This is a genomic window from Bacillus sp. DHT2 (assembly GCF_026241455.1).
Lineage (GTDB): Bacteria > Bacillota > Bacilli > Bacillales > Bacillaceae_G > Bacillus_A > Bacillus_A pseudomycoides.
The window spans coordinates 1-22,670 of sequence record NZ_JAPHWH010000024.1 but is presented as its reverse complement, the minus strand read 5'-3'; the positions used below and the strand labels follow the sequence as shown (position 1 = coordinate 22,670).

Sequence of the window (22,670 nt, the reverse complement as noted above, 5' to 3'; positions counted from 1 at the left end):
TGGGGGGGCATACATTGAGAAAGTTGATTATTCTTTTAATTAGTCTGACTGTGGTTTGTATGCTAGCTGGATTTGTACCAGTAAATAAACAACAGGAACACATCAGAGAGATAGCTGACACCATTTTTATAAATGGGAAGGTCTATACGGTAGAAACAAACCAACCGTGGGCAAAAGTAGTTGCGATTGCGAAGGGGAAAATCATATATGTTGGTGATACACACGGTGTGAAGAAATATGAGGGAAAGAACACAAAAGTTATTGATTTAAAAGGGAAAATGTTACTTCCAGGTTTTGTCGATAGTCATCTTCACGCTTCGGAAACAGTTAATTCCCTTTATTCTGTTAACTTAATAAGTGGTAGAACAATTGAAGAATATATCCAAATGGTAGAAAAATATGCAAAAGAACATAGTGACGTAAGCGTTATACATGGTGCTGGCTGGAGTAATACTCTTTTTCCAACAACAGGCCCAACAAAAGAATCTTTAGATGCTGTTGTAAAGGATATTCCTGTTGCTTTAATTTCAGAGGATTATCATTCGATTTGGGTAAACTCTAAAGCACTTGAAATAGCAGGGATTACAAAAGATACGCCAAACCCGGAGGGAGGAGTAATTGAACGTGATGAAAAGGGCGAACCGTCTGGTACGCTTCGTGATACAGCAACAAATCTTGTATTAGACAAATTACCAAAGTTTAATACTGAACAATATAAAGAAGCTTTAGCAGTTTTCCAGGAGTTGGCGGCAAGTAATGGATACACACAAGTGAATGATGTAGTTGTCCCGCAACAGGATACTGTTATTGATGCTTTAACAATGCTTGAAAAGGAACAAGCATTATCTGTTCGACATAACCTTTCATTAGCTGTTCAGCCAAGTGAAGGTGAAAGTCGTATTCCGTATTTAAAGGAACAGCGTGCAAAGTTACAAGGTCCACTGGTGAAAATGAATACTATTAAATTATTTATGGATGGTGTGCTTGAAGGAGGGACAGGCTTTTTGCATGAACCATACAACAATAAAACAAATTATTATGGCGTTCCTGTGTGGGAGAAGGAATCATATGCACATATGATTCAGACTTTAGATCAAGAAAAGTTTCAAATTCACGTTCATTCTATAGGGGATGCCGCAACAACAGAAACATTAGATGCCTTCGCATCTGCTCAGCAACAGAACGGAAAACGTGATAGTCGTCATAAGATTACACACTTACAATTAGTTGAAAAAAGTGATTTCAAGCGTTTTAAAGACTTGGGAATCATTGGAGTACCGCAACCAACATGGTTTCTCAAAAATGGAGCATACTTTTCACAAGCTGTTGATTTGTTAGGAGAAGAGCGTGCAAATAAACAATATCCTATGCAAAGCTTTATAAAAGAAGGCGTAGTGATGGCGTCTGCCAGTGATTATCCAATTACACAGGGAGAATATTTTTCCCCATTAGCTGGCATTCAAATGGGAATAACTCGTACAGATTTACAAGATACAAATCCAGAACATGTTCTAAATCCAAAAGAAAAAGTAAGCTTAGAGGATATGATTAAGAGTTATACAATAAATGGAGCATATGCAAACTTTTTAGAGAAAGAAACCGGTTCTATTAAAGTTGGAAAGAAAGCAGACTTTGTCGTACTAGATAAAAATTTGTTTGAAATTCCAGAACAAGATATTCATAAAACAAAAATTTTACTTACTCTTTTGGAAGGGAAAGAAACGTATCGTCACCCAGATTTCCAATAAATCTAAGAGAGAAGTAATTGGGGTATAAATAATAAAAACCTAGGCTACGATTACTTGTTTTTTCAAGAAATAGGTAGCTTAGGTTTTTATTTTGGATAACTTTGCCCATCCCCCGAAAAGGGGTATTAGGGGTCACCATACATGCCCATCAACTTAACATTTTGAGGTATCTCTAAAATGAAAAAAATTGTACTGTCAAAGGTAAATATAGAATTAGAATGTAAATTATCAAGAATTAATAATTAGTAATGTAGAAGCTTTCAATTAAAATTGGTAAAATAATAACCAAGTATTGAAATTAGAAACAGGACTGTATTAAAAAAGGAGATTCTATACTAGGGGTCACCATACATGTCCATCAACTTAAGAATTTGCTTTACCCCCAAGTGTAAAAAAACGCCATCCTTTCCTATAAGTCTACAGAAAGAAAGCGTATTTTTTTCATTTTAGGGGGTATTTTATTTTGTTAGCTTGATAGTGATGTGGTGGTACCCCTATAACGAAATAAAAGAAATAGCACATCCAAATTAATAAATTCATTTCTTTCCCCAATCCTTACATTTTATAAAGTCTAGGGTTTTATCGTCCCTTTTTCTATAGCTAGGAATTCAAATTCTGCGGTAAATCCCTGTCCTTGTGGACTACAAGCATATACACCACATTGGAAAACTTTATCTTCTGCATCTTCCATTAATCTTGTAATACGTAATTGATTCCAAGTTTGTTCTTTTAATTCTTTTAAAGTGAACTCTTTATCATGTTTAACTTCTAGAAATTCAACGATATAGTCTTTGGACTCTCTACGAATGCGAAAATATAGATCCCATGGTCCTTTTTTGTAGTTTTGAGTAGACCAATCTGAGTAACCGTGATTAGTTACCACAGCTCCAAGTTTACACATACCATTTGGTTCATACTCTATAGCCGTCTTTAACCAACAGTCTTTAGAAAATCGAACCATTAACCCAGCCTGATCATATTGATGTACAGGATATGACCGTACTCTAGTAGTGATAATTACATCCTCATTCATCTCTGAATATAGGAAATGCCCATTATCAACAGAAAATCCATAGTGTGTTTTTTGCCAATAGTCAGTCATTTTTCGGGGCTGAATAATAAGCCCAGTATCTTTTTTTTGGATATCCCATTTTTCTGGTTGACAATACCAATTTAAGCTCGGATGAAGAGTTTCATTTTGAAACTTTTCATACAATAATAATGAGCACATAAAATACATCTCCTTTTTTATTAAAATTATTTTTTTATATGTAAATAATAGTATTTAAATAACAATTTATGCAATCGTTTCCCTTAGAATATTGTATTTTTGAAATAGAATATCTTTCAAATTTACTATTTTTATCATAATAGCTAAGAAGACTCCCTCCTCAGAGAAAGATGAATTTAGATATGGAAAAGACTATATCCAATGTGACCAGTGAAGGTATAAATGACAAATTATATATATTTTATTAAATTAATAACAAGATTTATTAAAAAGAATTGCTCTAGAGCTTTGCTATTTGGTTTTGGGGTTCTGGTGCGAAAATGTTAGTTAGAAACATAGAGTAACATTTTCCTCTATATTTCTAGCTTATGAAGATAAACCAAACAATTTATGAATAAATTGTTTTTGATTTTGGACAGACTTGTTCTGAACAAGTTGTCCTTTTTTCATCATATGCATGGCTTCGACACCACTCAATATAGAAATTGCTGTTTTAAATGACTTGAATCCTAACATAGAGTGAACTCGCCTTTTAATAAACCGGTGATCTTGCTCCACTATGTTATTAAGATATTTCACTTGTCTAATTTGGATGCCTTCTGGCATCCTTTTTTCTTCTTTTAACTCCTCAATTGCTACAGGATAAGCGGGGTTCTTATCTACTGTTATCACGCGGGGTTTAGAAACGTACGAAAAAGCCAAGGCTTTCTTGAAAAAGCACTTGGCTGCTTGTTTATCTCTTGATTTACTTAGATAAAAATCAATGGTATTCCCTTCTGAATCAACGGCACGATATAAATACATCCATTGCCCTTTCACTTTAATATAAGTTTCATCGACTCTCCATGAATCATTTGTTGTTTTAAGATGATGTCGTACTTTCTCTTCTAATTGAGGTCCCTATTGATGAACCCATCGCATAATCGTTGTTTGGGCTATAGATAAGCCTCGTTCCTCCATCATTTCCACCAGGTTACGAAAGCTCAAATTGTACCGTAGGTACCACCTTACTGTTAATAAGATGAGTTCCGGCTGATAATGCTTCCATTTGAACAAATTTTCCTTTTCCATATCGATCACACACCTTTTTCTAGAGTAATGCTATCAGTATGTCCAAGTTTAGAAGATTACTTGCAAAAGTTTTAGAGTTTTTGCACCAGAACCCTACATACTTCTCTTATTTCTATAGTTTTCTATGTATCTGTAAATGTATACTTTTATAGACGTACCAAGGGTTCCCTACATCATAAAATGTCCGAAGAAAAAAACTGTTCCTAAAGGTGTACCTTTACGAACGAAAAAAGCTCCTTCCACGATTGATGAAAGGAGTTGTCATATTTTGAAAGGGTATTTTAATATATATGGTAAAAAACTTGTATTGATAAAGTATAACTTTACAAACAACCTGATATGATCTAAAGGATATACATTTTCTAATGAAAATACAAAAGATTTGGTACAGAAAGAGTGTATTCAAAAATCAACTATGTAAATTAAATTAAGAAGAGTTCTTCTAAAATGCTATACTATATATTGGGGTCCCGCCACACATCCATCAACTTAAGAAATTAATTGTTCCCCAAAACGAAAAAGTGAGCCGAATTCTCATAAATAACTGTAAAAAGGTAAAATTTTCTTTATGGGAATGTCTCAAAATATTAGGTTGATGGGCATGCGGCTGTATCCCTTTATTGTATATTTTGGAGTTACTTTACGTTTATTCAATAAGCAATTGAATTTGACAACTATACGATTCTGTATTAAAGAAATCATTATATAACTCCACTTCGATGAAACTTTTAACTTTTAAATTATGTTCTTTTGCATATTTAATTATTTTATTTCTACGTTCCTCCTCATTCTCTTTACTATAGGCTAACGTTACATACTGTCCCTTTGGGAATACTTTTATATTTTCTTCACCTTCTATATTAGAATCCCCTTGAAATCCACTGAATACATACCTTGGCTCTACATGCCACTCTGAATTAACGCTATATATGATTCCTCTTTCAAATGACATTTTTTTTTCCTTATCTTGAATGATTTTCTCTAAATCTGAATAGTAAAGTATCTCCTGCAAACTTTCCACTTCTTTACATGGAGCTACAATGACATAACGCTGTTCAAAGAATTGAATAGATATTTCATCATTATTTACTATATCCTTAGAAGTCTCTACTGTCATATTTAAGCTATCAATGGTTTTGATTATTTCTTGCATTTTCTTTATGTTTTCTTCTGCCTCATTTCTTTTTAATTGTAAAAATTGTAGTAGTTTCTCCGTATCACAGTCCTTAAAAATCTCTTGAAGTTCTACAATACTAGTCCGCAACTCTCTACCACCTTTTATAATATCTATATGAATAAATTGATCTATAGAATAATACCTATAACCTGTTTTTTTATCAATATATCTTGGAATGAGAATACCCATTTTGTGATAATATCTTAACGCTTTTATTGTAATGTCTTTCATTTTCGCAACTTCCCCAATAGAAAATAAGTTTTTCACCCTAATCACTTCCTTTATATTTTTTCTTAAATAATTGTTGACTCTCCTCTTAGGAGAGACCTTATGATCATCATAAGGCATTTACAAGAAAATATGAAATGAAAATTTACTTATATAAAAGGAAGTTTATAGACATGGATCAAGTAATATACAGAAGCCTAGTTAAAGAAGATTATGAAGCAGTTAAAACATTGATTGGTGAAGCATTTGGCTTCAATGAATTTATTAAGGATAAGAAATTTTTAGATTCAGCATTAAACATCTATCTACAAGGTTGTATTTTAGAAAGTTCATTTAGCAAAGTAGCAGAAAGAAACAATAAAGTTATTGGTGTTATTTTAGGCGATTCAAAAAAAGACAAAAATCGTTTAAAGAAAGCTCATAATACTTTAAGTATTGCCTACAGCATGCTTAAAGTACTCATGGCTAATAAGGAAAATAAAAAATTCATAAAAGAATTCTCAAAGGTTCAAGATGCATATAAAGAAATTATTAAAGGAAAAGAAGACGATTTTCAAGGGTGTATACAGTTATTTATTGTATCAAGGGAGTCTAGAGGTCTTGGGGTTGGAAAGGCTCTCATGAATCATTTATATAAGTATATGAAAAGTATGAATGTGAATTCTTTATATCTATATACAGATAATAGATGTAACTATGGATTTTATGACAGTCAAAACTTTGAACGTATAAATGAAAAAGAAATTTATTTTGGTTCAATGGAAGATAAACTTAATGTATTTTTATACTGTTATGATTTTTAAATAATAGTATAAAACTGTAGCACTTATTTGTGATACGGTTCTCTGTAACAGGACAGATGGTCAATTTTCCGATTTCATAGGTAATATATTATAAATGGAAGGATTTAACGTTTTATTATCCAGCTAGTTTTATATTGAATTAGATTACGGTAAAAAGTATAAATAAGTTAATAAAGAAAGAGGCTTATGTAAATATGGTTCACTACAACAATCAAGATAACTTACGAGTATTTACGTTAAGAGGAACGATTATAAGGGATATTTTCCCTCAAATTTTATTATATATATGTATCTCAACAGGTATTGTTATGATTAATCACCATTATGTAGAAATAGATATAAATCAAATTCCATGGGTTATTGTTGGCGGACCTTTAGGTTTACTATTAGTATTTCGGACCAATACTGCCTATGATAGATACTGGGAAGGGAGAAAGTTATTTGGCGCCATTGGCAGCTCTGCTAGGAATTTGGCAGTGAGTTTTTTAGGTCATTGGGATTCTAAAGGGAAAAATACAGATCAAGAGATGTTGAAGTTTATACATCTATTAATTGCTTTCCCAAAATTGGCTAAACAACATTTGAGGGATGAAAAAGATTTATCCGAAGTAAAAGATTTGTTTGAATTATGTTCTGATAAGGAAAAAAAGCTATTGATTGAGTCAAACTATTTACCGATTACTATTGTGTCTATGTTAAAAACTATCCTATCAAAAGGATTAAGATCTGGTGACCTTCACCCAAATATAATAATTAATATGGAGGCGGATTTGAATAATCTACTTACTGCTATTGGTGGATGTGACCGTATCAAAGCAACCCCTATTCCTTTTGCGTATTTCGCCCATATAAAAATTTTACTGATGATCTTTTGTGTGACTTTACCAATTGGTCTTGTTGATAGTCTCGAATGGTTTACAGTGTTTGCAACTACATTTATTAGTTTTGCATTTATAGGGATTGAAGCGATAGGAGTGGAAATCGAAGATCCATTCGGTCATGATCCAAATGATCTTCCGCTAGACGGGATTTGTATAGGAGTGGAAACTCATTTATTACACTTATACAATCAAAATAATTTATTAGAGTTGTCAGCTTTAAATTCTAATAAAAAAATCATCTAATTGCATACTTCATGAGACTTTTTAAATTATTTATTCCTATGTCACTAAAGACATTAATATTACGCATAAACAGTTAAAGCAGAAGATGGGTATGGTATTCCAATCAGAATTTATACCAGTATTTCTAAACGAGAGAATGCGCCAATTTTATACTTTATTCATGGTGGAGGATTCATGGCTGGATCACCAGATGTGATAGAAGAACTGGTGAAATTGATAGTAGAAAAAACAGATATACTAGCTATTTCTGTGGATTATCGATTAGCTCCAGAAAATCCTTTTTCAATTGGGCATACAGATTGTTACACCACTTTAAAGTGGATTTATGAGAATGCTGACACATTAGGTGGTGATAAAAATAATATCTTTGTAGCAGGTGATAGTGCAGGCGGAAACTTAACGCAATATTGTACAACCAGAGATATGGAAGATGGTGGGAAGTTCGTTAAGGGACAGTTACTTCTGTATCCTAGACTTAATATGTGTGACTATGAGGATGAATTTTATTCTTGGAGTCTAGACAAGTATGAAATTGCTCCTAAGTATAAAAAAGGATTAGAAAAAATGCTGAATATAATGCATTCAATGGTCGGGAATATGTCAGAAATACTTGGTACTCAAAAAACTAATTTTAAATATTTAAGTCCATATGTTGATGTATCCCCAGACTATCCAAGTACATTTATTACGGTCGGAGAACATGATTTTTTAACGATAGAATGTTTAGCGTATGCAGCTAAATTGACTAAAAAAGGAGTTGAAACTGAGACAGTCCTCTATCGTGGTTTAGGGCACGCTTACGGAGATAATGTAGGTGTCTATCCTCAAAGTGAGGATTTAGCAATTGAGATGGGGAATTTTATATTAAAACATAGTGAGAGGTAATGGGCTTGATGAAAAATAAAAACGTAATATTAATTTCAATTTTCGCTATTTTACTATTTATCTTTGCATTTACAGACCTACAGATATCCCATAGTTTATATCAACCAACTAATAAAATTGCTCTTTTTTTACAAGTTGTAGGAGAAATTCCAGCGATGCTTATTGCTTTATTTTCTAGTATGTATTTATTTAAAACTAGAAAGAATAAAGGTTCAAGAGGATATTATCTTGCTGGAATTGGCTATGGCGTAGTCATTCTTTTGTTCGCTTTTATAGCTTCATTTATGCTAGTACATAATTTAACCATCTCAAAATTCTTAATACCGATTTTTATGAGTGGTTTAATTGTAGCCTGTTATATGATTGCCAAATCATGGAGTAATTATGATGATGCAAGATTAAGGGATATTGCATTAATTGGATTATTAAGCGTAGTTATTGTGTTAATTACATTTAATCTAATGAAACTAGGGTGGGGTAGAGAACGTTATCGTCATATGGTTTCCATTGGATCTTTTGACGGATTTTCAAAATGGTTTATACCTCAAGGAAGTGCCCAAAGTGATGAATTTATGTCATTTCCTTCAGGGCATAGTGCTAATTCAGCATTGGTCATTTGGTTGAGTTTATTACCAGGATATTTCGCTTCATTAAAAAATAAAAAAATAGTTATTTGGATTTGCATTCTTATGTGGATGATATTAGTACCACTTAGTCGTATTGTAGTAGGGGCTCATTTTGCTTCAGATGTTACAATTGGATTTGCTATTTCATTAATTGTTTTTATGTCTCTGAAAAAAATCATGTGGAGCGATAAGAAAAAAATTAATGTATCAAGTATTCATAAACAGATAGGCAAATAATATTTATTGAATTTTACATTAGTAAATACTTCAATAAACATTATATTTTCCCCTATTCAGTTTAGAGATAATAGGGGTCACTATACATCGCTATCAAGCTAAGAAAATACAACTACCCCCAGAACGAGATTTTGTGCTAATTCGTAATAAAAAAGCTCATTTTTTCGTTTTGGGGTGGATTTGTTTTCTTAAGTTGATGGGCATGTGGCGGTACCCCATCGCCATCAACCTAAGAAAACAGGTCACCCCCCATAACGAAAATTTTACCTTTTTACAGTTATTTATGAGAATTCGACTCATCTTTTTCGTTTTTGGGACAATTAATCCCTTAAGTTGATAGATGTGTAATGATACCTATATTGTAACTGAAAAGTAACAATAATTACATTAATGGATATTTTGTTTCGTTAAATTAAAAAATATTACATTTTTGTTACAAAAACTATTGATTATATTTAAATATCATAATATAATTCTGTTTGTGGAAATAAAAACTAAAATTACACATTATTTGGGGGATATGGAAAATGAAGAAAGCTATTTTACCAATTTTGATGTCTACAATGTTTATCGTTCCTGCAGTATCACATGCAGAAAAACAAGATAATATGAAGCAGGACGCTCCAAAAGCAGAACAGACAATGCAACAAAGTGGTTGGGTAAAAGACGGAGAAACATGGTATTTCTATGATCAAAAGGGTATGAAGAAAACAGGATGGCTACAAGATGGAGGAAAATGGTACTACTTTGATGCAAGCGGAAAAATGAAAATGGGCTATATTGAAGATGAAAATGGAGCTTACTTATTAGGAACAGACGGTGCACTGTATACAAATACGGGATGGGTTCAATATGAGGGAGATTGGTATTACATTCTCGAAGGCGGAAATCTACACATGGGCTATCTTAAATATAATGATAAAACATATTATTTAGATGGATTTAGTAAAGGGAAAATGCGAACAGGTTGGATAGGAGAATTCCTACAAGGTAATTATTTCCTTCCTGATGGCTCAATGGTAACGGGTTGGAATTTAATTAATAATCAGTGGCATTATTTCAAAGATAACGGAGGTGCTTATAATGGCTGGTTAAGTTATCAAGGAAGCTGGTATTACTTTGTTGGTGCTAAGATGCAAACAAGTTGGGTACAAGATAAGGATAATTGGTACTATATGAATGCAGATGGCACAATGAAAACAGGTTGGGTACAAGATAATGGAAATTGGTACTATTTACAATCTAATGGTGCAATGGCAGTAGGAAAACATTTCATTGATGGTAAATGGTATTCATTCAAAGATAATGGCGTTATGATGTAACAAAGGGTTTTTTATTGAATAAATGACATCAGATATCTATTTTAAGATATTTCTATAATGAAAAAAGACACCTGTGAGGGTGTTTTTTTTCATCCCTCTGATTAATCTAGGAAGAATAACTTTTATAACAATAATGGGTAGTAAGTACTCTTAAGTTGATGGCGATGTGGTGCTACCCCACGTCCATCAACTTAAGAAAAATAAACGCCCCAAAACGAAAAAAATAAGCGGACTTCTGAAAATAACTATCTGTAGAGAAAGAAAATTTTTATTTAGGGGGTATATTAAAACCTTAGCTTGATAGCGATGTGGGGCGGGACCCCTTATAAGTGATATTCAAATGACTAAACGAGGTAAATATCTCAGAATTTTTCTATTTATTTTACCAAGTAAAGTAATATTTTATCTGAATATTCTTTACATTATTGAATTTAAATGGGTTATAATGCAAATTAAGAGTTGAGTTACCCAATAAGTCTGTAAAAATGGAGGTTATATTGATGATTTCAAAAAACGAACTAAATTTTAGTCTCTTGGCAGAAACACAATTAGCTTCTCCAATGTTTAAACAGAAAGCATACGATATTTACAAAGAACTACGTGCCTTTCAACCTGTTTATCCTTTATCTCTATGCGAACAAGGACAAGGGTGGCTTATTACGAGATATGAAGATGCTATGGCTTTATTAAAAGATGCAAGATTAATGAAAAATTTTGAGAATGTATTTAGTAAAAAAGAGGACGTTAAAGTTCCTTTTTCGCTAGAAAATAGGGAGCTTTTAAGAAATCATATGTTAAACTCAGATCCCCCCGACCATCACCGTCTACGGTCACTTGTTCAAAAAGCATTTACTCCTCAGATGATTTTGCAACTTGAATGTCGAATTCAACATATCGCTGATGCTCTATTAAATAAAGTTGAACACACTCATTCAATAAATCTTGTAAACGATTATGCCTTTCCCTTACCCATTATGGTAATTAGTGAAATGTTAGGAATTCCTCTTGAAGATCAGCATAAATTTAGAATTTGGTCACAGGCGATCATTGATACTCCACTTCGACTAGAAGATGTGCAAAAAAATAATCAAAAATTAGAAGAATTCGCTGAATATATACAGTATTTAGTTTATAAAAAAAGAAAAAATCCTACAGACGATTTAATCAGTGCACTAATACAAGCGGAAAGTGAAGGAATAAAATTAAATGCATCAGAGTTATACTCGACAATTACGTTGCTTATTGTTGCTGGACATGAAACAACTGTAAACCTAATTTCCAATATGACACTAGCATTGTTAGAGTATCCAGTTCAATTACAAAAGCTTCTTCAAAACCCTGATTTAATCGATTCAGCTATTGAAGAAGCGTTACGATTTTACAGCCCCGTTGAATTAACTACTATACGTTGGACAGCAGAACCGTTTACAATGCATGGCCAAGATATTCAATCAAAAGATAGGATTATTATTTCACTAGCATCTTCTAACCGTGATGAAAAAATTTTTTCAAACGCTGATGTTTTTGATGTTACAAGAAAAAATAATCGTCATATTGCATTTGGTTATGGTAGTCACTTTTGTCTTGGAGCATCACTTGCTCGTTTAGAATCAAAAATCGCAATTTCTACATTATTACGCCGTATGCCAAATTTACAGATTCAAGGTGAAAGAGAGCAAGTGAAATGGAAAGAAAGCTATCTAATGAGGTCATTAGAAGAATTACCTTTACAACTTTAATTAGTATAATTTTTAATAAATGGTAAGTTAAAAAGCCGCTCTCCATAGTTTAGGAGAGAACGGCTTTTTTGCGAGCGGTACCCGGTTTTATCAATTAAGAGATTTGTAATCCCAAAAGAAAAATAATTTCGTTTTGGGGCTGTTATAAAATAATTAAGTTGATGGATGTGTGGCGGTACCCCAAACGAAAGTTTTATCTCTTCATAGTTGTCCATGAAAATTCAGTTCATTTTTTTATTTAGGGGAATAATTAATTTCTTAAGTTAATGGACATAGGGTGGAACCCCTTGATTGAATTGTTGTATATGCATCTTTTCCTCTCCCCTTAATATTCTCATTTCCGCAAAAATTATATTTCAATGACTCTATTGCATACTTGTGCTACATATGGATCATGGGTGACAATAACAATTGTTTTTCCCTCTTTATTTAGATTTTTTAAAATTTGTATAATTTCATTTCTATTGTTATCGTCTAAAGAGCCTGTTGGTTCATCGGCCAATATTAACTCGCACGGCTTTAGGAGTATCCTTGCTATGGCGACTCTTTGTTGTTCACCACCTGAAAGCTCGTGTATTTTTTGCTGTAATGATACGCTCAGCCCAACTTTTTCTAAGGCGACTGTTTTTAATTCTTTCTTTTCCTTCTTTGTTTTTTTCGCATAAATCAAGGGGATTTCTAAATTTTTATTTACAGTATCATTGTCGATGAGTGCGTAATTTTGAAAGAGATACGACATTTTCGTTCTCAGAAGCTTATTTGCTTTACTAGAACTCATATTAGGGCTCTCTTCACCAAACAATTTAGCGACTCCACTATCTGGATTTTCAAGCATTCCCACAATATTAAGAATCGTTGTTTTACCAGATCCACTTTTCCCTGTAATTGCAACCATTTCCCCTTCACAAATTTTCAAATTAAACTCATCTAAAACCGCATGATTGCCATAACTTTTACTAACATCTATCAGTTCACATATATACTGCATTTGTTTCTATGAACCTCCTTTAATGACCGTTGTTTTTTTTCTTCGCTCCATAGTGATTAATGCGATAATAGACGCGATAAATTCAATTAAAATAAGCATTGCCACCACCGTAAACAATTTCATATCAAACTCTTTTTTTACGATGAAGCAAATTAATAGTTGTACGACCCACATCAATACAAATAACCACATGTATCCTCTATACGTTCTAAAAAAACTTACGCCAAATAAGCGATGCACCACTATTTTTTGCTGATTTTTATTGAAATACACAATAATATTTTGCGTGACCAAAAATAATATGCCGACAATTAGCCCACTAGTAACCACAAATAACATTTTCATTGTTTTTTGCAGATCGTATATATCTTTTAAAATATTTTGATCAACTGTTACAAGATATTTTAAATTATCATCTAGTCCTAGCCTTTTAAGTTCTGGCTCCAAAGCCTTATAAGTTAATCCTGCATCTCTGTCAATTAACTTAATCTTTAAAGGATCGTTCGCCCCTCCGCCTAATATAAGGTCTCTTTCTCCAACAAAACTATTTTTCTCTGTCATAACCTCAATAATCTCATCTTTAATCTTATTATGATTAGATTTATATACATCTGGATTGAAACTAAAGATTTCCTGATCGTTCTTTATCCAAATAATATCTATTTTTCGATTTCGTAAATGATTTGGGACCTCTCTATGCATTCTTTTTTCTTCATATTCTATTGCTGGCTTTCTCCATTCTCCAAAATAACGAAGAATTTCTTTTTCCCTGTTCTGATATTTTTCAGGTACTAATAAAATCCAGTTTTCCATATCTTCTGTAACTTGCACGCGCTGATTATGTATGTCATATAGCGGAAATTCGTGAAGATAATTATTATTCACTGTAACTGACCGAATTCCTTTATAATCCTTGTTTCTAATAAGCTCTAATTCTTCATAATCCTTAGAATCAATTAATACCGCTCCCATTTTATTTAAAATAGGATACAGATCACCATTTATACTTGAATCCGTTTTATGCATCCCTTGTTGACCTTCATCATTTCCAGTAAATAGTGGATTAAAGACACCATAATCTTTGTTTTTCTCCCAGCTTTTTAAATTCTCTTGTTTTTCTTTCACTGTAATATATTGTTCTAAAATAGGCGTCCTTAATAAAATAAATAAAATAGAACAGGTAACTTTTAATAGCGTATTGAATACAAATACACCTTTCGTATCTCTTCTATTTTTAATAATTTGATTGACTTTAATTTTGGAGATATAAAAATATGAAACGAGAGACACTATTGTAATGATAAAATACGTTTTGCATTGATCAAACACTATGGTGTATATAAACTCCGAAGTTACATTTTTTACGAAAGCAGCTGCAAGTACGGAAATGAATAACGATAAAATAAACATACTAACAATGGTTCTACCTAGAACAATAAACCATAAACGTCCATTCGATACGCCATACATTTTTATAACACCAATTCTTTTCGCTTCATTAAATACATAATAAATGAGAAAACATAGCAGTACGATAAACACAATATATTGAACATACGATAAATAACTTATTGGTGAATCAAAAGTTTCTTCGTTATTACTAAGATTACGTTTAAAATCGTCAGCAACAATATACTGTTTTGGCTTAAAATGCTGATTTAGCTTTTTAGAGAAAAGCTTTAAAAATGCATTGTATGATTTATCATCTACTCCTTCTACAACATATCTTCCTGCCATAGGTAAATGTTCGTACGACGTTTGAAGCGGTTTAATTGTAATCTCATGATTATCTCCAAAATCTTTTATTACTCCCTTTTGTTTTGTATCTTTCGTATGTACTGTCGATAAAAAAGCATTACCTTGGAATGTGTCTTTTGGCTCTAACACATTCTCCCCACTTAACTGAAACTGTTTAAAATATATCGTTTCAGTTGTTAGTAACACATACTTCAAAATTTCTGCCTGTTCATCTTCATGATACGTAACATTTGTACGAAAAATATTTGTATGTGACTCCTTTGCTGCCTCAAGCAATATAGGATAGATTTCACTAGGATTGCTAAAAAGCAGCACATCTGGGATATCGAACTCTTTCCCTATCTTCTGTTCTATCTTTTTCATTTTTTCAAACTCTTTATGATCGGTTTGTTGAAATGCAATAAATCCTGACAATATAGAAGCTACAATAAGAAAAAACACAACAACTTTTTTCATGACATCCCCCTCTGTCACATTTAAGTACATTTTCAAAAAAAATAGAAACATTATGGTGAATGTTGTCTGTATGACTTTCAATCATTATTTTTCATTTCAAAATGGCGTACCGCCCCATCGTCATCAAGCTAAGAAAACAGGTCACCCCCAAACGATAAATAAGCTTTTTCGTTACAAGAAAGCCTAAAAATTTCGTTCTGGGGGTGTAATAAAATTTTAGGTTGATGGGCATGGGGTAGCACCAACATTTCGCGGATTCTGTACGCTAAGGCTAAATCCCCTGGTATAACAAGGTTTTCGTTATAAGTGCCAAAAAACGAACGTTTAAAACAGATAGTGTTCTACGCGTCGCCTTTGTTATAGAACGAATCGTTGCTATTCCAAATTTACAGAAAATTTGCTATAATATTTTCATGAATGGAATATTTTACATTTCGGGAGGATGGAATGGAGAAAAAAACAGATTTTTCGTTGTCACTTTTGTTTTTTTGGATTAAAGGGTTTGTTTCAGTTGATTCAAGATTTGTAAAAGTATCAACAGGGAACACTATATTAGGGTTTATTCCTGCTGGAAAAGATAATCAAAGCATTCCTTTGAAAAATATTAGTTCTTCAATGATTTCTTCTCAGTATAGAATAAAACCTATTATATTAGGATTGATTATTCTTCTTTTTTCCTTTAATACCATAGGAAATAACTTTGTATTCGGACTCATTTTACTATTAATTGGCATTGGTATTTTAGGTAGTGGTATGCAAAATATATTGATTATTCAAAGGGCAGGATCAGATTATATTGTTTCAGTACCATTCTTTGAAAAAGCTAAATTGGAAATTATTCAAGATTGTATTGCTGAAGCATTAGCTTATGATACAGATAAAACTGATTTAAATTTATTTTTTAATAAAAAATAAAAAAGACGATAGGAAATCCTATCGTCTTTTTTTGAGAATTTGAACCAAATTAAGAAAAAAATACAATAAACTGCCCATATGGACAGCTCATTTACATAATTTTTGTTATCGGAAGTCATTTCACTGTTTACATCATAGATCTTACTGTTATCTCTATTAGAGATAACATGAATATAGGACTTAGGTTAAAATTATGGTAAAATTTACTATGTAGGAGGGAGAGATTTGAGGTTTTTTATTTATATTGCTTTAATAGCATGTACTTGTATGTTAATAAGTTCGTTGATTTTGCAAAAGAAATTTCTATATAAAAAATATGATGTTTTTTTGTCTACTATAATGATAGGAGTATGTATAACCCTTATGCTCTATGGCTTTTATGGTGTCGACATTTCTATCGGTAGACCATTATGGTACGTAGCAGTATTTATATTGATTGGAGTTGTAACGGGTACTCTTATAAGTTTAGCTGTGAAACTGGGAAGGCAACAAGATAGATATAAATTTCATGTTTTTGGTCATATGCTAGGATTTTTAGGATGTGGAATACAAATTATAGCTTACTTTTATGAAGAATATCAGTGGCGTTTTTTTAATATGGAACTATTTATTTCTTTTTTCTTAATTTTATTAACTACATTATCTGTTTGTATAGCAGTGTTCTTTCATCGGATTTTTTTCATGTGTGTTGCAATTTTTCCTAATTTATTGACAACGCAACATTTATCTATGTTTTGGATCATTGTGAGTAATAGTTTGTTTGTAATGGGTGCATTGCTTATGACTACGGAATATAAAAAGAAACGACGAGTAGATAAGCGTGTAGAGTATTTTAGAGGAAAAGGTTATTCATAATAACATCCTAATATAATTTAAATTTCTAGAATAAAAGATTAAATTGTTAATAAGGGATATCGCCAGCATTTTGGAAAAAACTACGCTAGTCAAAAGTAAAGACATTCATCAGAATAGCTTTACTTTTGACATAATTATCGTTATAAGAAGCTAATTTTTAATATTAGAGCAAACCTCTCCCCTAACGGAGAGGTTTGCTCTGTTTTTCAACAATGCAAAAACAATTAAAATGCTTGTTTCTTATACTCCCTTATGTATTGGAATAACAAAGTTGTTCCTGCTATATTAGACACAATACTGATCCCTAACATTACAGCCCACGCAACATTTTGAACGTCCATTGTCAAAGTCAACATGAGAAAGCACATACCAACTGCCGCAAACAGGAAACCTAAACGTTTATCCATGATTTTACACCTCCCTTTTCTGTATTTTAACATTCTAAAGAAACGATATGGTGTGTAATTTTGGTTGTATAGGATATTCATGTGAGGTTAACATAACGTCTCATTATCAGTAGTAAAACAAAAAACTCATTCCTTCTAGGGTTAGTACCAATGTCCATCAAGCTAATACTTTGAAGTCTCCAAAAAACGTAAAATTTTATTATTTTACAGTTATTTATGAGAATTTAACTTATTTTTTTCGTTTTGGGGAACAACCAATTTCTTAAGTTGATGGGCATGTGGTGCTACCCTATGTTTTTAAATGATATATGAGCAGGTCCGTTTAAAAAAGAAAAGGCACCCTAAGGTACCTTTCTCCGACTTGAACCATCTTAATTTTAATAATATGTATGTGGACTCCCATCCACTTACCATTTTACCATATTTATCTATATTGTTTATTGAGAAAAAAGAAAAAGCGCCATAAATCAGAGCTTTTATATTATGGTTAAGTTACCTAAATTACTATTTTCTTGCGCATGTTATCCCCATTTTATGTGCTTTTTTTATTTTATTTCTCCTCTAAAATACGTTCAATATCATTTATACTTAATTTACTTGCTTTAGCAATTGTTTCGAGTGGTACACCTAGTTCATGCATACCTTTAATCATTTGTATTTTTCCTTCTTGGATTCCTTCTTTCTTCCCCTCATTACGAGCATGAGCAACCTTTGCAGCTTCATCCATTAACACCTTTTCCCTTGCCTCATAGGCTTGTCGGAAAGAAGAATCTTGGCTCATGCGTTCCCACTTATTCATTGCTTTTTGTAAAATTGGATCTTGATTCATGGCAATGTCCTCCAATGTTTGAGTTAAGTGTTCATCTTCATTCGCTGGAAGTAATAATAACCAACGAACAAAAGAATCTTCCCAGGGATTTACTTGTTCATTCCGCCACTGTTGCATTAACTTCGGAATCTCAACCATATGAACTTCTATATCATCACTCAATATCTTCTGTTGTTGCTTATTCCACAGGATTCCTGTTGTATGAAACGCTTCATATTCTGGAAACATCACAAAGTTTAACAGATTAATGGTGATAGTTTTATGAAGAGAACTATATGGCATCCCCTTTTGCAATTGCGATGTGAATAGCTTCCCCCAATAATACAAACTTCGTTTGATCATATCGTGATTATTATTAAGCTGTATTTCTACATTTACTTTTGTTCCTGTATCTAATGTAGCTGAAATATCTAAAATCGATAATTTATCCTCTTCATGTTCTCGATGTAAATGTGGATCTTCTAGCTGTAAAGAAACAATAGGTGATTCTAAGGAATCTTGTAGCATCGCATTTAAAAACGCGATGAGAATATCCTCACTACCATTTGTACCAAATAATTGCTTAAAAGCAAAATCGATGCGTAAATTTACTAATTTTTGATTGGACACAGGTTTTTCCTCTCTCTGTCTAATGCTATTTCTTTTTCTTTATTGTACATAAAAACAATCTGGACATGCAAACTTATACAAATATGAATCAAATTTTTAAACTCACTTTTGTCATCAATTTTTGGAGCACTAAAAAGTTACAACATTCAATTGTAATTATCCCTAATTAATATGGTCCAAAACCTTTACTTTTTGGGACGTTTTTTTATTTTTGATTAAGTAAGTGCTGATTAATTCTATCTTGAATTGCATCTTTAATAAATTCTTCGATGGAACTATTTGTTTCTTCTACAATTTTTGTTATAGATTTATACTCGTTACGTGTGAGAGTTACCGGCTTTGTTACGGTATTACTATCTAAATACACACTATTATTAACACGTTGTATCAGTTTTCCTTCTATTATATAGGGTGTTAAACTATCCATCCATTCGGTCTGCATTCCAGATGGTAATGATACTAGAGATTGACGAATATCAAAATACCAAAATTCATCTTCTACTGATATTTTTAAGTTTCTCGGAGACACATACTGTAATATGAGATCAATAAATCGAAAAATCTCACTTCGTAATTGGTCAAATTTAGGGAAACGGAATTTCACAAATCTTTGATGATGACTTCGCGGTTGATCAGATAAAACATAGGCAGGCTCATATCCTACTTTTATTGCATCCCCTAATGTCATGTCATTCCCAAATTCATCACGAAGTATGATATCTCCACGTTTTGGAATCGAGATAATACGTGCTAACGTATTCCCTTTCATAAATCTTTGTAATAATACTACATTATGCTTTTGTGAGTATGTATAGATCGTATTTTTCCGCTCTATTTGTTGTACTAATTCATGGATGTCATCTTCTTTTACAAATTTTGTTTTACGATTACGATGCTCCTGTATAGTACAAGCTAACTCTCCCTCTTCTATCCATTTTTCGAGTTGATACATACTGATATGATACGCTTTGCTTGCTTGATATAAAGTAATTCCTTCTACCTCAAGTTCTCCTTTTAATTTCTCTACCTCTTCCCTTTTAAATAAAAAACTTCCATCTAAACGCCATGTATCCTTATTAATTGGATTTAGTTGTCCCTGTTTCATTAAATTATTAAATGTGAAGTGACTAATATCTAAGTACTCTTTTACTTCATTCGTGGTCATATTTATTTCATATGTACTAAGCATTTACGTTCCCCCTAAGATTCCATTTATATATATAAAAAATAATATTATTATGTAAGTTATAATTTATAAAATAGTTTACTTTTTATTTATTATAACACAAATAAAAAGTAAACTATTTAAATTAATATCTAATAACTGGATATAATTTATAATTAAATTCATTTTTATTATAGTATAAAACGGATAAACAAGAAGGAATAAAAATAAACACATAATAACCATAGAAAATGGGCGTTTTTCTATAGTTGTTATTCATTTACTAATAATTAAAGTTTAATTTCTTTATATAACTAGTTTTACATGTATATAGGTTATAATAATGATAAAGTGTAATTCCTTTAGGAGTTGATATATGATGAAATTTGAAATAAATACACTACATAAGGATAGTTCTTTAGAAATTATTGAAAAACAAAAACAAGAATTTGCAAATATAATTGCAATTTGGAATGAAGATATTCTAAAACAAGCGGAGCAAAGAAAAGAAAACAATGAACGAGAAGATAAACAAACATATGATAGTTTTTCTGATGAAGAAATACTGTACTACTATTTAAACCGACAAACTCATTTTGATAAGGAAAAACGGATAAAGGATAATTCCCGTGTTTTATATGCACGTGATCTAAGTCAATTCTATTTCTTTGTTACAAAAAGCACAGAATTTCTACAACAAGATGTAAAAGACTACGAAGATGATCGTATATGGAGGAATCTACGAAAACGTCATATCCGTAACTATCAGAGGTGGTTGTCGGAGGAGGCTGTTTCCTATCAATCCAAGGAGAAATACAAAGCATCTACGATTAGTCGGAAACTTGGTGTGATCCGTTCGTATTTGAAATGGCTATATGAAATTCAATATATCCAGGAACCTCTTCATGTGGAAATTCTAAGTACGACCGTTAATAAACACCATAAACCAAAACGCGAGTTATCATATGAGGAAGTGAAGCAGTTGCTTCATTACTATAAGGATAATGAGATCAATTACGCTTTATTATCGGTCCTAGCTACTACAGGGTTACGTGTTGCAGAAGTTGCGCATGCAAAGTGGGAAGATCTTGAGTATGACGATATACGTGGACGTTATTATTTAACAGTAGATACAAAGGGGGATAATGAACGGATTGTTTCTATTAATAAGGAGATTTTTAATCGTATTGTTGCATTTCGAATCCGGAGAAGGTTACCTATAAACATTGGGAATAAAAATGGTGGGACTATATTTCAAACAAAGAACCATTCAGCTTATAGAGAGAATTACTTGTCACAATATATTTCTAAAGTCATTAAGGATACCAAGTTAGCCTTTACAGAGAATATAAGAATTACCCCTCACTTCTTTAGACATTTTTATGTACAGTACTTATATGATTACAAGGGGCTTGCACCTCATGTAATTGCAGCTGCGGTTGGTCATAAAAATGATAGAACGACAAAAGAAAATTATTTGAAACAACGATTAACGAAAGATAATGATGCTGGAAATCTAATTTCGGAAGATGAATTCTAATTATATCGCTTTATATTTTGTATTGAACGGATTCAATACCACTGTCTATAGTTATGTATTTTTTACATAATTAAAATTGATTATCTACCTGTTTTTTTCTGTTTGTTCTTATAAGGATTCATTAGTTCTTCGCCAAGATTCCCTAAACAATTAACATATCCATAGGGAAGCGTGTAGAACCTTGCTATAATGAAGATGCAGAGATATTCTATTTTGATATGTACTATTGCATATTATTTTATATGAGGCCCTTGTTATAATATTAAATAAGTAAATTACGCATCCAAAAAATTTACTTTTGGGTATATCTTTTGATATTCCCAACCTTAATCCCAAGAGAGAGAAGAAGTTGTTTTCTTCTCTCTCTTTATTTTCAAGACATTCATATTTTATAAAATAAAAATTCATATATATAAATTTAAATTTGCAAGTTATTTTAATGTAAACTCTTAATCATTTAACAAATGTTACTTTGTACCAGAACCTGAAAAAGCATGTATAAATTTTTAAATGTAAAAGAACCACTGGGAGAACAGTGGTTCTTTTGGACAAAAAGTATATCCCAATTTTATGAAAATTAGGAGAGTATCCGTATAAAAAAATTATAACTTAATATTCAAAAAAATGTAATGTATTTTCGTTAGTTTTTCAATTTATTTCAAAATTTTACACTATATGTTTATTGGTTAACTTAATGGTTCTGTTGCAAAGTTTTCTACATGAAGCTACACTCTAGAAAATAGGATCTAGGAGAATCAGACATGAGATATTTTAAAGGAAAACAATTCAAGAAAGATATTATTTTAGTAGCTGTCGGCTACTACTGTCGTTTTTCTTTAAGTTATCGCGATGTATCTGAAATCCTGAAAGAACGTGGTATTTCAGTTCACCCAACAACCATCATGCGATGGGTTCATGAATATGGCAATCTCATTTATCAAATTTGGAAAGTGAAAA

General features: G+C 31.8%; 16 protein-coding genes and 3 pseudogenes. 11 read left to right on the top strand and 8 right to left on the bottom strand.

Features of this window, described 5'->3' with window-relative positions; translation table 11 throughout:
- Positions 1–59 precede the first annotated feature (59 nt).
- Positions 60–1,748, top strand: a complete 1,689-nt coding sequence (locus ORL93_RS28995; RefSeq protein WP_265960186.1) for an amidohydrolase — start codon at positions 60–62, stop codon at positions 1,746–1,748.
- Between the two features lie 571 nt (positions 1,749–2,319).
- On the opposite strand, the gene ORL93_RS28990 is transcribed toward ORL93_RS28995, so the two are convergent.
- From ORL93_RS28990 to ORL93_RS28980, 3 genes and pseudogenes are all read right to left on the bottom strand, one after another.
- On the bottom strand, positions 2,320–2,979 hold the full coding sequence (locus ORL93_RS28990) for a DUF1349 domain-containing protein (RefSeq protein WP_265960172.1): 660 nt from the start codon (positions 2,977–2,979) through the stop codon (positions 2,320–2,322).
- A gap of 366 nt (positions 2,980–3,345) precedes the next feature.
- Positions 3,346–4,050: pseudogene (locus ORL93_RS28985) on the bottom strand (IS6 family transposase).
- A 646-nt stretch (positions 4,051–4,696) separates the two neighbouring features.
- Positions 4,697–5,494 carry a MerR family transcriptional regulator gene (locus ORL93_RS28980; protein ID WP_018783406.1) on the bottom strand — a complete coding sequence of 266 codons (798 nt, stop codon included), beginning with the start codon at positions 5,492–5,494 and terminating at the stop codon, positions 4,697–4,699.
- Positions 5,495–5,628: 134 nt separating this feature from the next.
- Between ORL93_RS28980 and ORL93_RS28975 the strand changes: the two genes are divergently transcribed.
- From ORL93_RS28975 to ORL93_RS28950, 6 genes and pseudogenes are all read left to right on the top strand, one after another.
- On the top strand, positions 5,629–6,258 hold the full coding sequence (locus ORL93_RS28975; RefSeq protein ID WP_018783407.1) for a GNAT family N-acetyltransferase: 630 nt from the start codon (positions 5,629–5,631) through the stop codon (positions 6,256–6,258).
- A 194-nt stretch (positions 6,259–6,452) separates the two neighbouring features.
- A complete protein-coding gene (locus tag ORL93_RS28970; RefSeq protein ID WP_018783408.1) occupies positions 6,453–7,382 on the top strand; it encodes a bestrophin family protein in 930 nt (309 codons plus the stop codon).
- A gap of 40 nt (positions 7,383–7,422) precedes the next feature.
- Positions 7,423–8,267: pseudogene (locus ORL93_RS28965) on the top strand (alpha/beta hydrolase); the annotation flags it as partial.
- Positions 8,268–8,275: 8 nt separating this feature from the next.
- Positions 8,276–9,130, top strand: coding sequence for a phosphatase PAP2 family protein (locus ORL93_RS28960; protein WP_098161515.1), 855 nt, complete (start codon positions 8,276–8,278; stop codon positions 9,128–9,130).
- Positions 9,131–9,657: 527 nt separating this feature from the next.
- Positions 9,658–10,452 carry a cell wall-binding repeat-containing protein gene (locus ORL93_RS28955; RefSeq protein WP_006097540.1) on the top strand — a complete coding sequence of 265 codons (795 nt, stop codon included), beginning with the start codon at positions 9,658–9,660 and terminating at the stop codon, positions 10,450–10,452.
- Between the two features lie 500 nt (positions 10,453–10,952).
- Positions 10,953–12,191, top strand: coding sequence for a cytochrome P450 family protein (locus ORL93_RS28950; RefSeq protein ID WP_265960171.1), 1,239 nt, complete (start codon positions 10,953–10,955; stop codon positions 12,189–12,191).
- Positions 12,192–12,540: 349 nt separating this feature from the next.
- Here ORL93_RS28950 and ORL93_RS28945 read toward each other — a convergent pair whose 3' ends face one another.
- The gene (locus ORL93_RS28945) at positions 12,541–13,179 is read right to left on the bottom strand and encodes an ABC transporter ATP-binding protein (protein WP_265960170.1); all 639 of its coding nucleotides are present in this window, start codon (positions 13,177–13,179) and stop codon (positions 12,541–12,543) included.
- Positions 13,180–13,185: 6 nt separating this feature from the next.
- The gene (locus ORL93_RS28940; protein ID WP_265960169.1) at positions 13,186–15,393 is read right to left on the bottom strand and encodes a bacteriocin-associated integral membrane family protein; all 2,208 of its coding nucleotides are present in this window, start codon (positions 15,391–15,393) and stop codon (positions 13,186–13,188) included.
- 447 nt (positions 15,394–15,840) lie between these two features.
- On the opposite strand from ORL93_RS28940, the gene ORL93_RS28935 reads away from it, so the two are divergent.
- Entirely contained in the window at positions 15,841–16,308 is a 468-nt protein-coding gene (locus ORL93_RS28935) for a hypothetical protein (protein WP_265960168.1), read from the top strand.
- Between the two features lie 363 nt (positions 16,309–16,671).
- Positions 16,672–17,163 (top strand): hypothetical protein, encoded by a 492-nt coding sequence (locus tag ORL93_RS28930; protein ID WP_265960167.1) that lies wholly within the window; start codon positions 16,672–16,674, stop codon positions 17,161–17,163.
- 224 nt (positions 17,164–17,387) lie between these two features.
- On the opposite strand, the gene ORL93_RS28925 is transcribed toward ORL93_RS28930, so the two are convergent.
- The 3 genes from ORL93_RS28925 to ORL93_RS28915 all read right to left on the bottom strand — a co-directional run bounded on the left by ORL93_RS28925 (position 17,388) and on the right by ORL93_RS28915 (position 20,197).
- Positions 17,388–17,570 carry a hypothetical protein gene (locus ORL93_RS28925; protein ID WP_265960166.1) on the bottom strand — a complete coding sequence of 61 codons (183 nt, stop codon included), beginning with the start codon at positions 17,568–17,570 and terminating at the stop codon, positions 17,388–17,390.
- A gap of 550 nt (positions 17,571–18,120) precedes the next feature.
- Entirely contained in the window at positions 18,121–19,008 is an 888-nt protein-coding gene (locus ORL93_RS28920) for an Rpn family recombination-promoting nuclease/putative transposase (RefSeq protein WP_003209727.1), read from the bottom strand.
- A gap of 205 nt (positions 19,009–19,213) precedes the next feature.
- Positions 19,214–20,197 carry a DNA-binding protein gene (locus ORL93_RS28915; protein WP_265960165.1) on the bottom strand — a complete coding sequence of 328 codons (984 nt, stop codon included), beginning with the start codon at positions 20,195–20,197 and terminating at the stop codon, positions 19,214–19,216.
- 355 nt (positions 20,198–20,552) lie between these two features.
- Here ORL93_RS28915 and ORL93_RS28910 point away from each other — a divergent pair, with 355 nt between their 5' ends.
- Both ORL93_RS28910 and ORL93_RS28905 read left to right on the top strand, forming a co-directional pair.
- Complete coding sequence (locus tag ORL93_RS28910) at positions 20,553–21,713, top strand: tyrosine-type recombinase/integrase (RefSeq protein WP_265960164.1); 1,161 nt, start codon at positions 20,553–20,555, stop codon at positions 21,711–21,713.
- Between the two features lie 761 nt (positions 21,714–22,474).
- Positions 22,475–22,670: pseudogene (locus ORL93_RS28905) on the top strand (IS6 family transposase); the annotation flags it as partial.

Bases quoted from the DNA above. Each gene is read 5' to 3' on its own strand.
- ORL93_RS28925 (WP_265960166.1), bottom strand. From the start codon at position 17,570: ATGGATAAACGTTTAGGTTTCCTGTTTGCGGCAGTTGGTATGTGCTTT.
- ORL93_RS28975 (WP_018783407.1), top strand. From the start codon at position 5,629: ATGGATCAAGTAATATACAGAAGCCTAGTTAAAGAAGATTATGAAGCA.
- ORL93_RS28915 (WP_265960165.1), bottom strand. From the start codon at position 20,197: ATGCTTAGTACATATGAAATAAATATGACCACGAATGAAGTAAAAGAG.
- ORL93_RS28935 (WP_265960168.1), top strand. From the start codon at position 15,841: ATGGAGAAAAAAACAGATTTTTCGTTGTCACTTTTGTTTTTTTGGATT.
- ORL93_RS28960 (WP_098161515.1), top strand. From the start codon at position 8,276: ATGAAAAATAAAAACGTAATATTAATTTCAATTTTCGCTATTTTACTA.
- ORL93_RS28945 (WP_265960170.1), bottom strand. From the start codon at position 13,179: ATGCAGTATATATGTGAACTGATAGATGTTAGTAAAAGTTATGGCAAT.
- ORL93_RS28990 (WP_265960172.1), bottom strand. From the start codon at position 2,979: ATGTGCTCATTATTATTGTATGAAAAGTTTCAAAATGAAACTCTTCAT.
- ORL93_RS28970 (WP_018783408.1), top strand. From the start codon at position 6,453: ATGGTTCACTACAACAATCAAGATAACTTACGAGTATTTACGTTAAGA.
- ORL93_RS28995 (WP_265960186.1), top strand. From the start codon at position 60: ATGCTAGCTGGATTTGTACCAGTAAATAAACAACAGGAACACATCAGA.
- ORL93_RS28955 (WP_006097540.1), top strand. From the start codon at position 9,658: ATGAAGAAAGCTATTTTACCAATTTTGATGTCTACAATGTTTATCGTT.
- ORL93_RS28910 (WP_265960164.1), top strand. From the start codon at position 20,553: ATGAAATTTGAAATAAATACACTACATAAGGATAGTTCTTTAGAAATT.
- ORL93_RS28950 (WP_265960171.1), top strand. From the start codon at position 10,953: ATGATTTCAAAAAACGAACTAAATTTTAGTCTCTTGGCAGAAACACAA.
- ORL93_RS28930 (WP_265960167.1), top strand. From the start codon at position 16,672: ATGCTCTATGGCTTTTATGGTGTCGACATTTCTATCGGTAGACCATTA.
- ORL93_RS28940 (WP_265960169.1), bottom strand. From the start codon at position 15,393: ATGAAAAAAGTTGTTGTGTTTTTTCTTATTGTAGCTTCTATATTGTCA.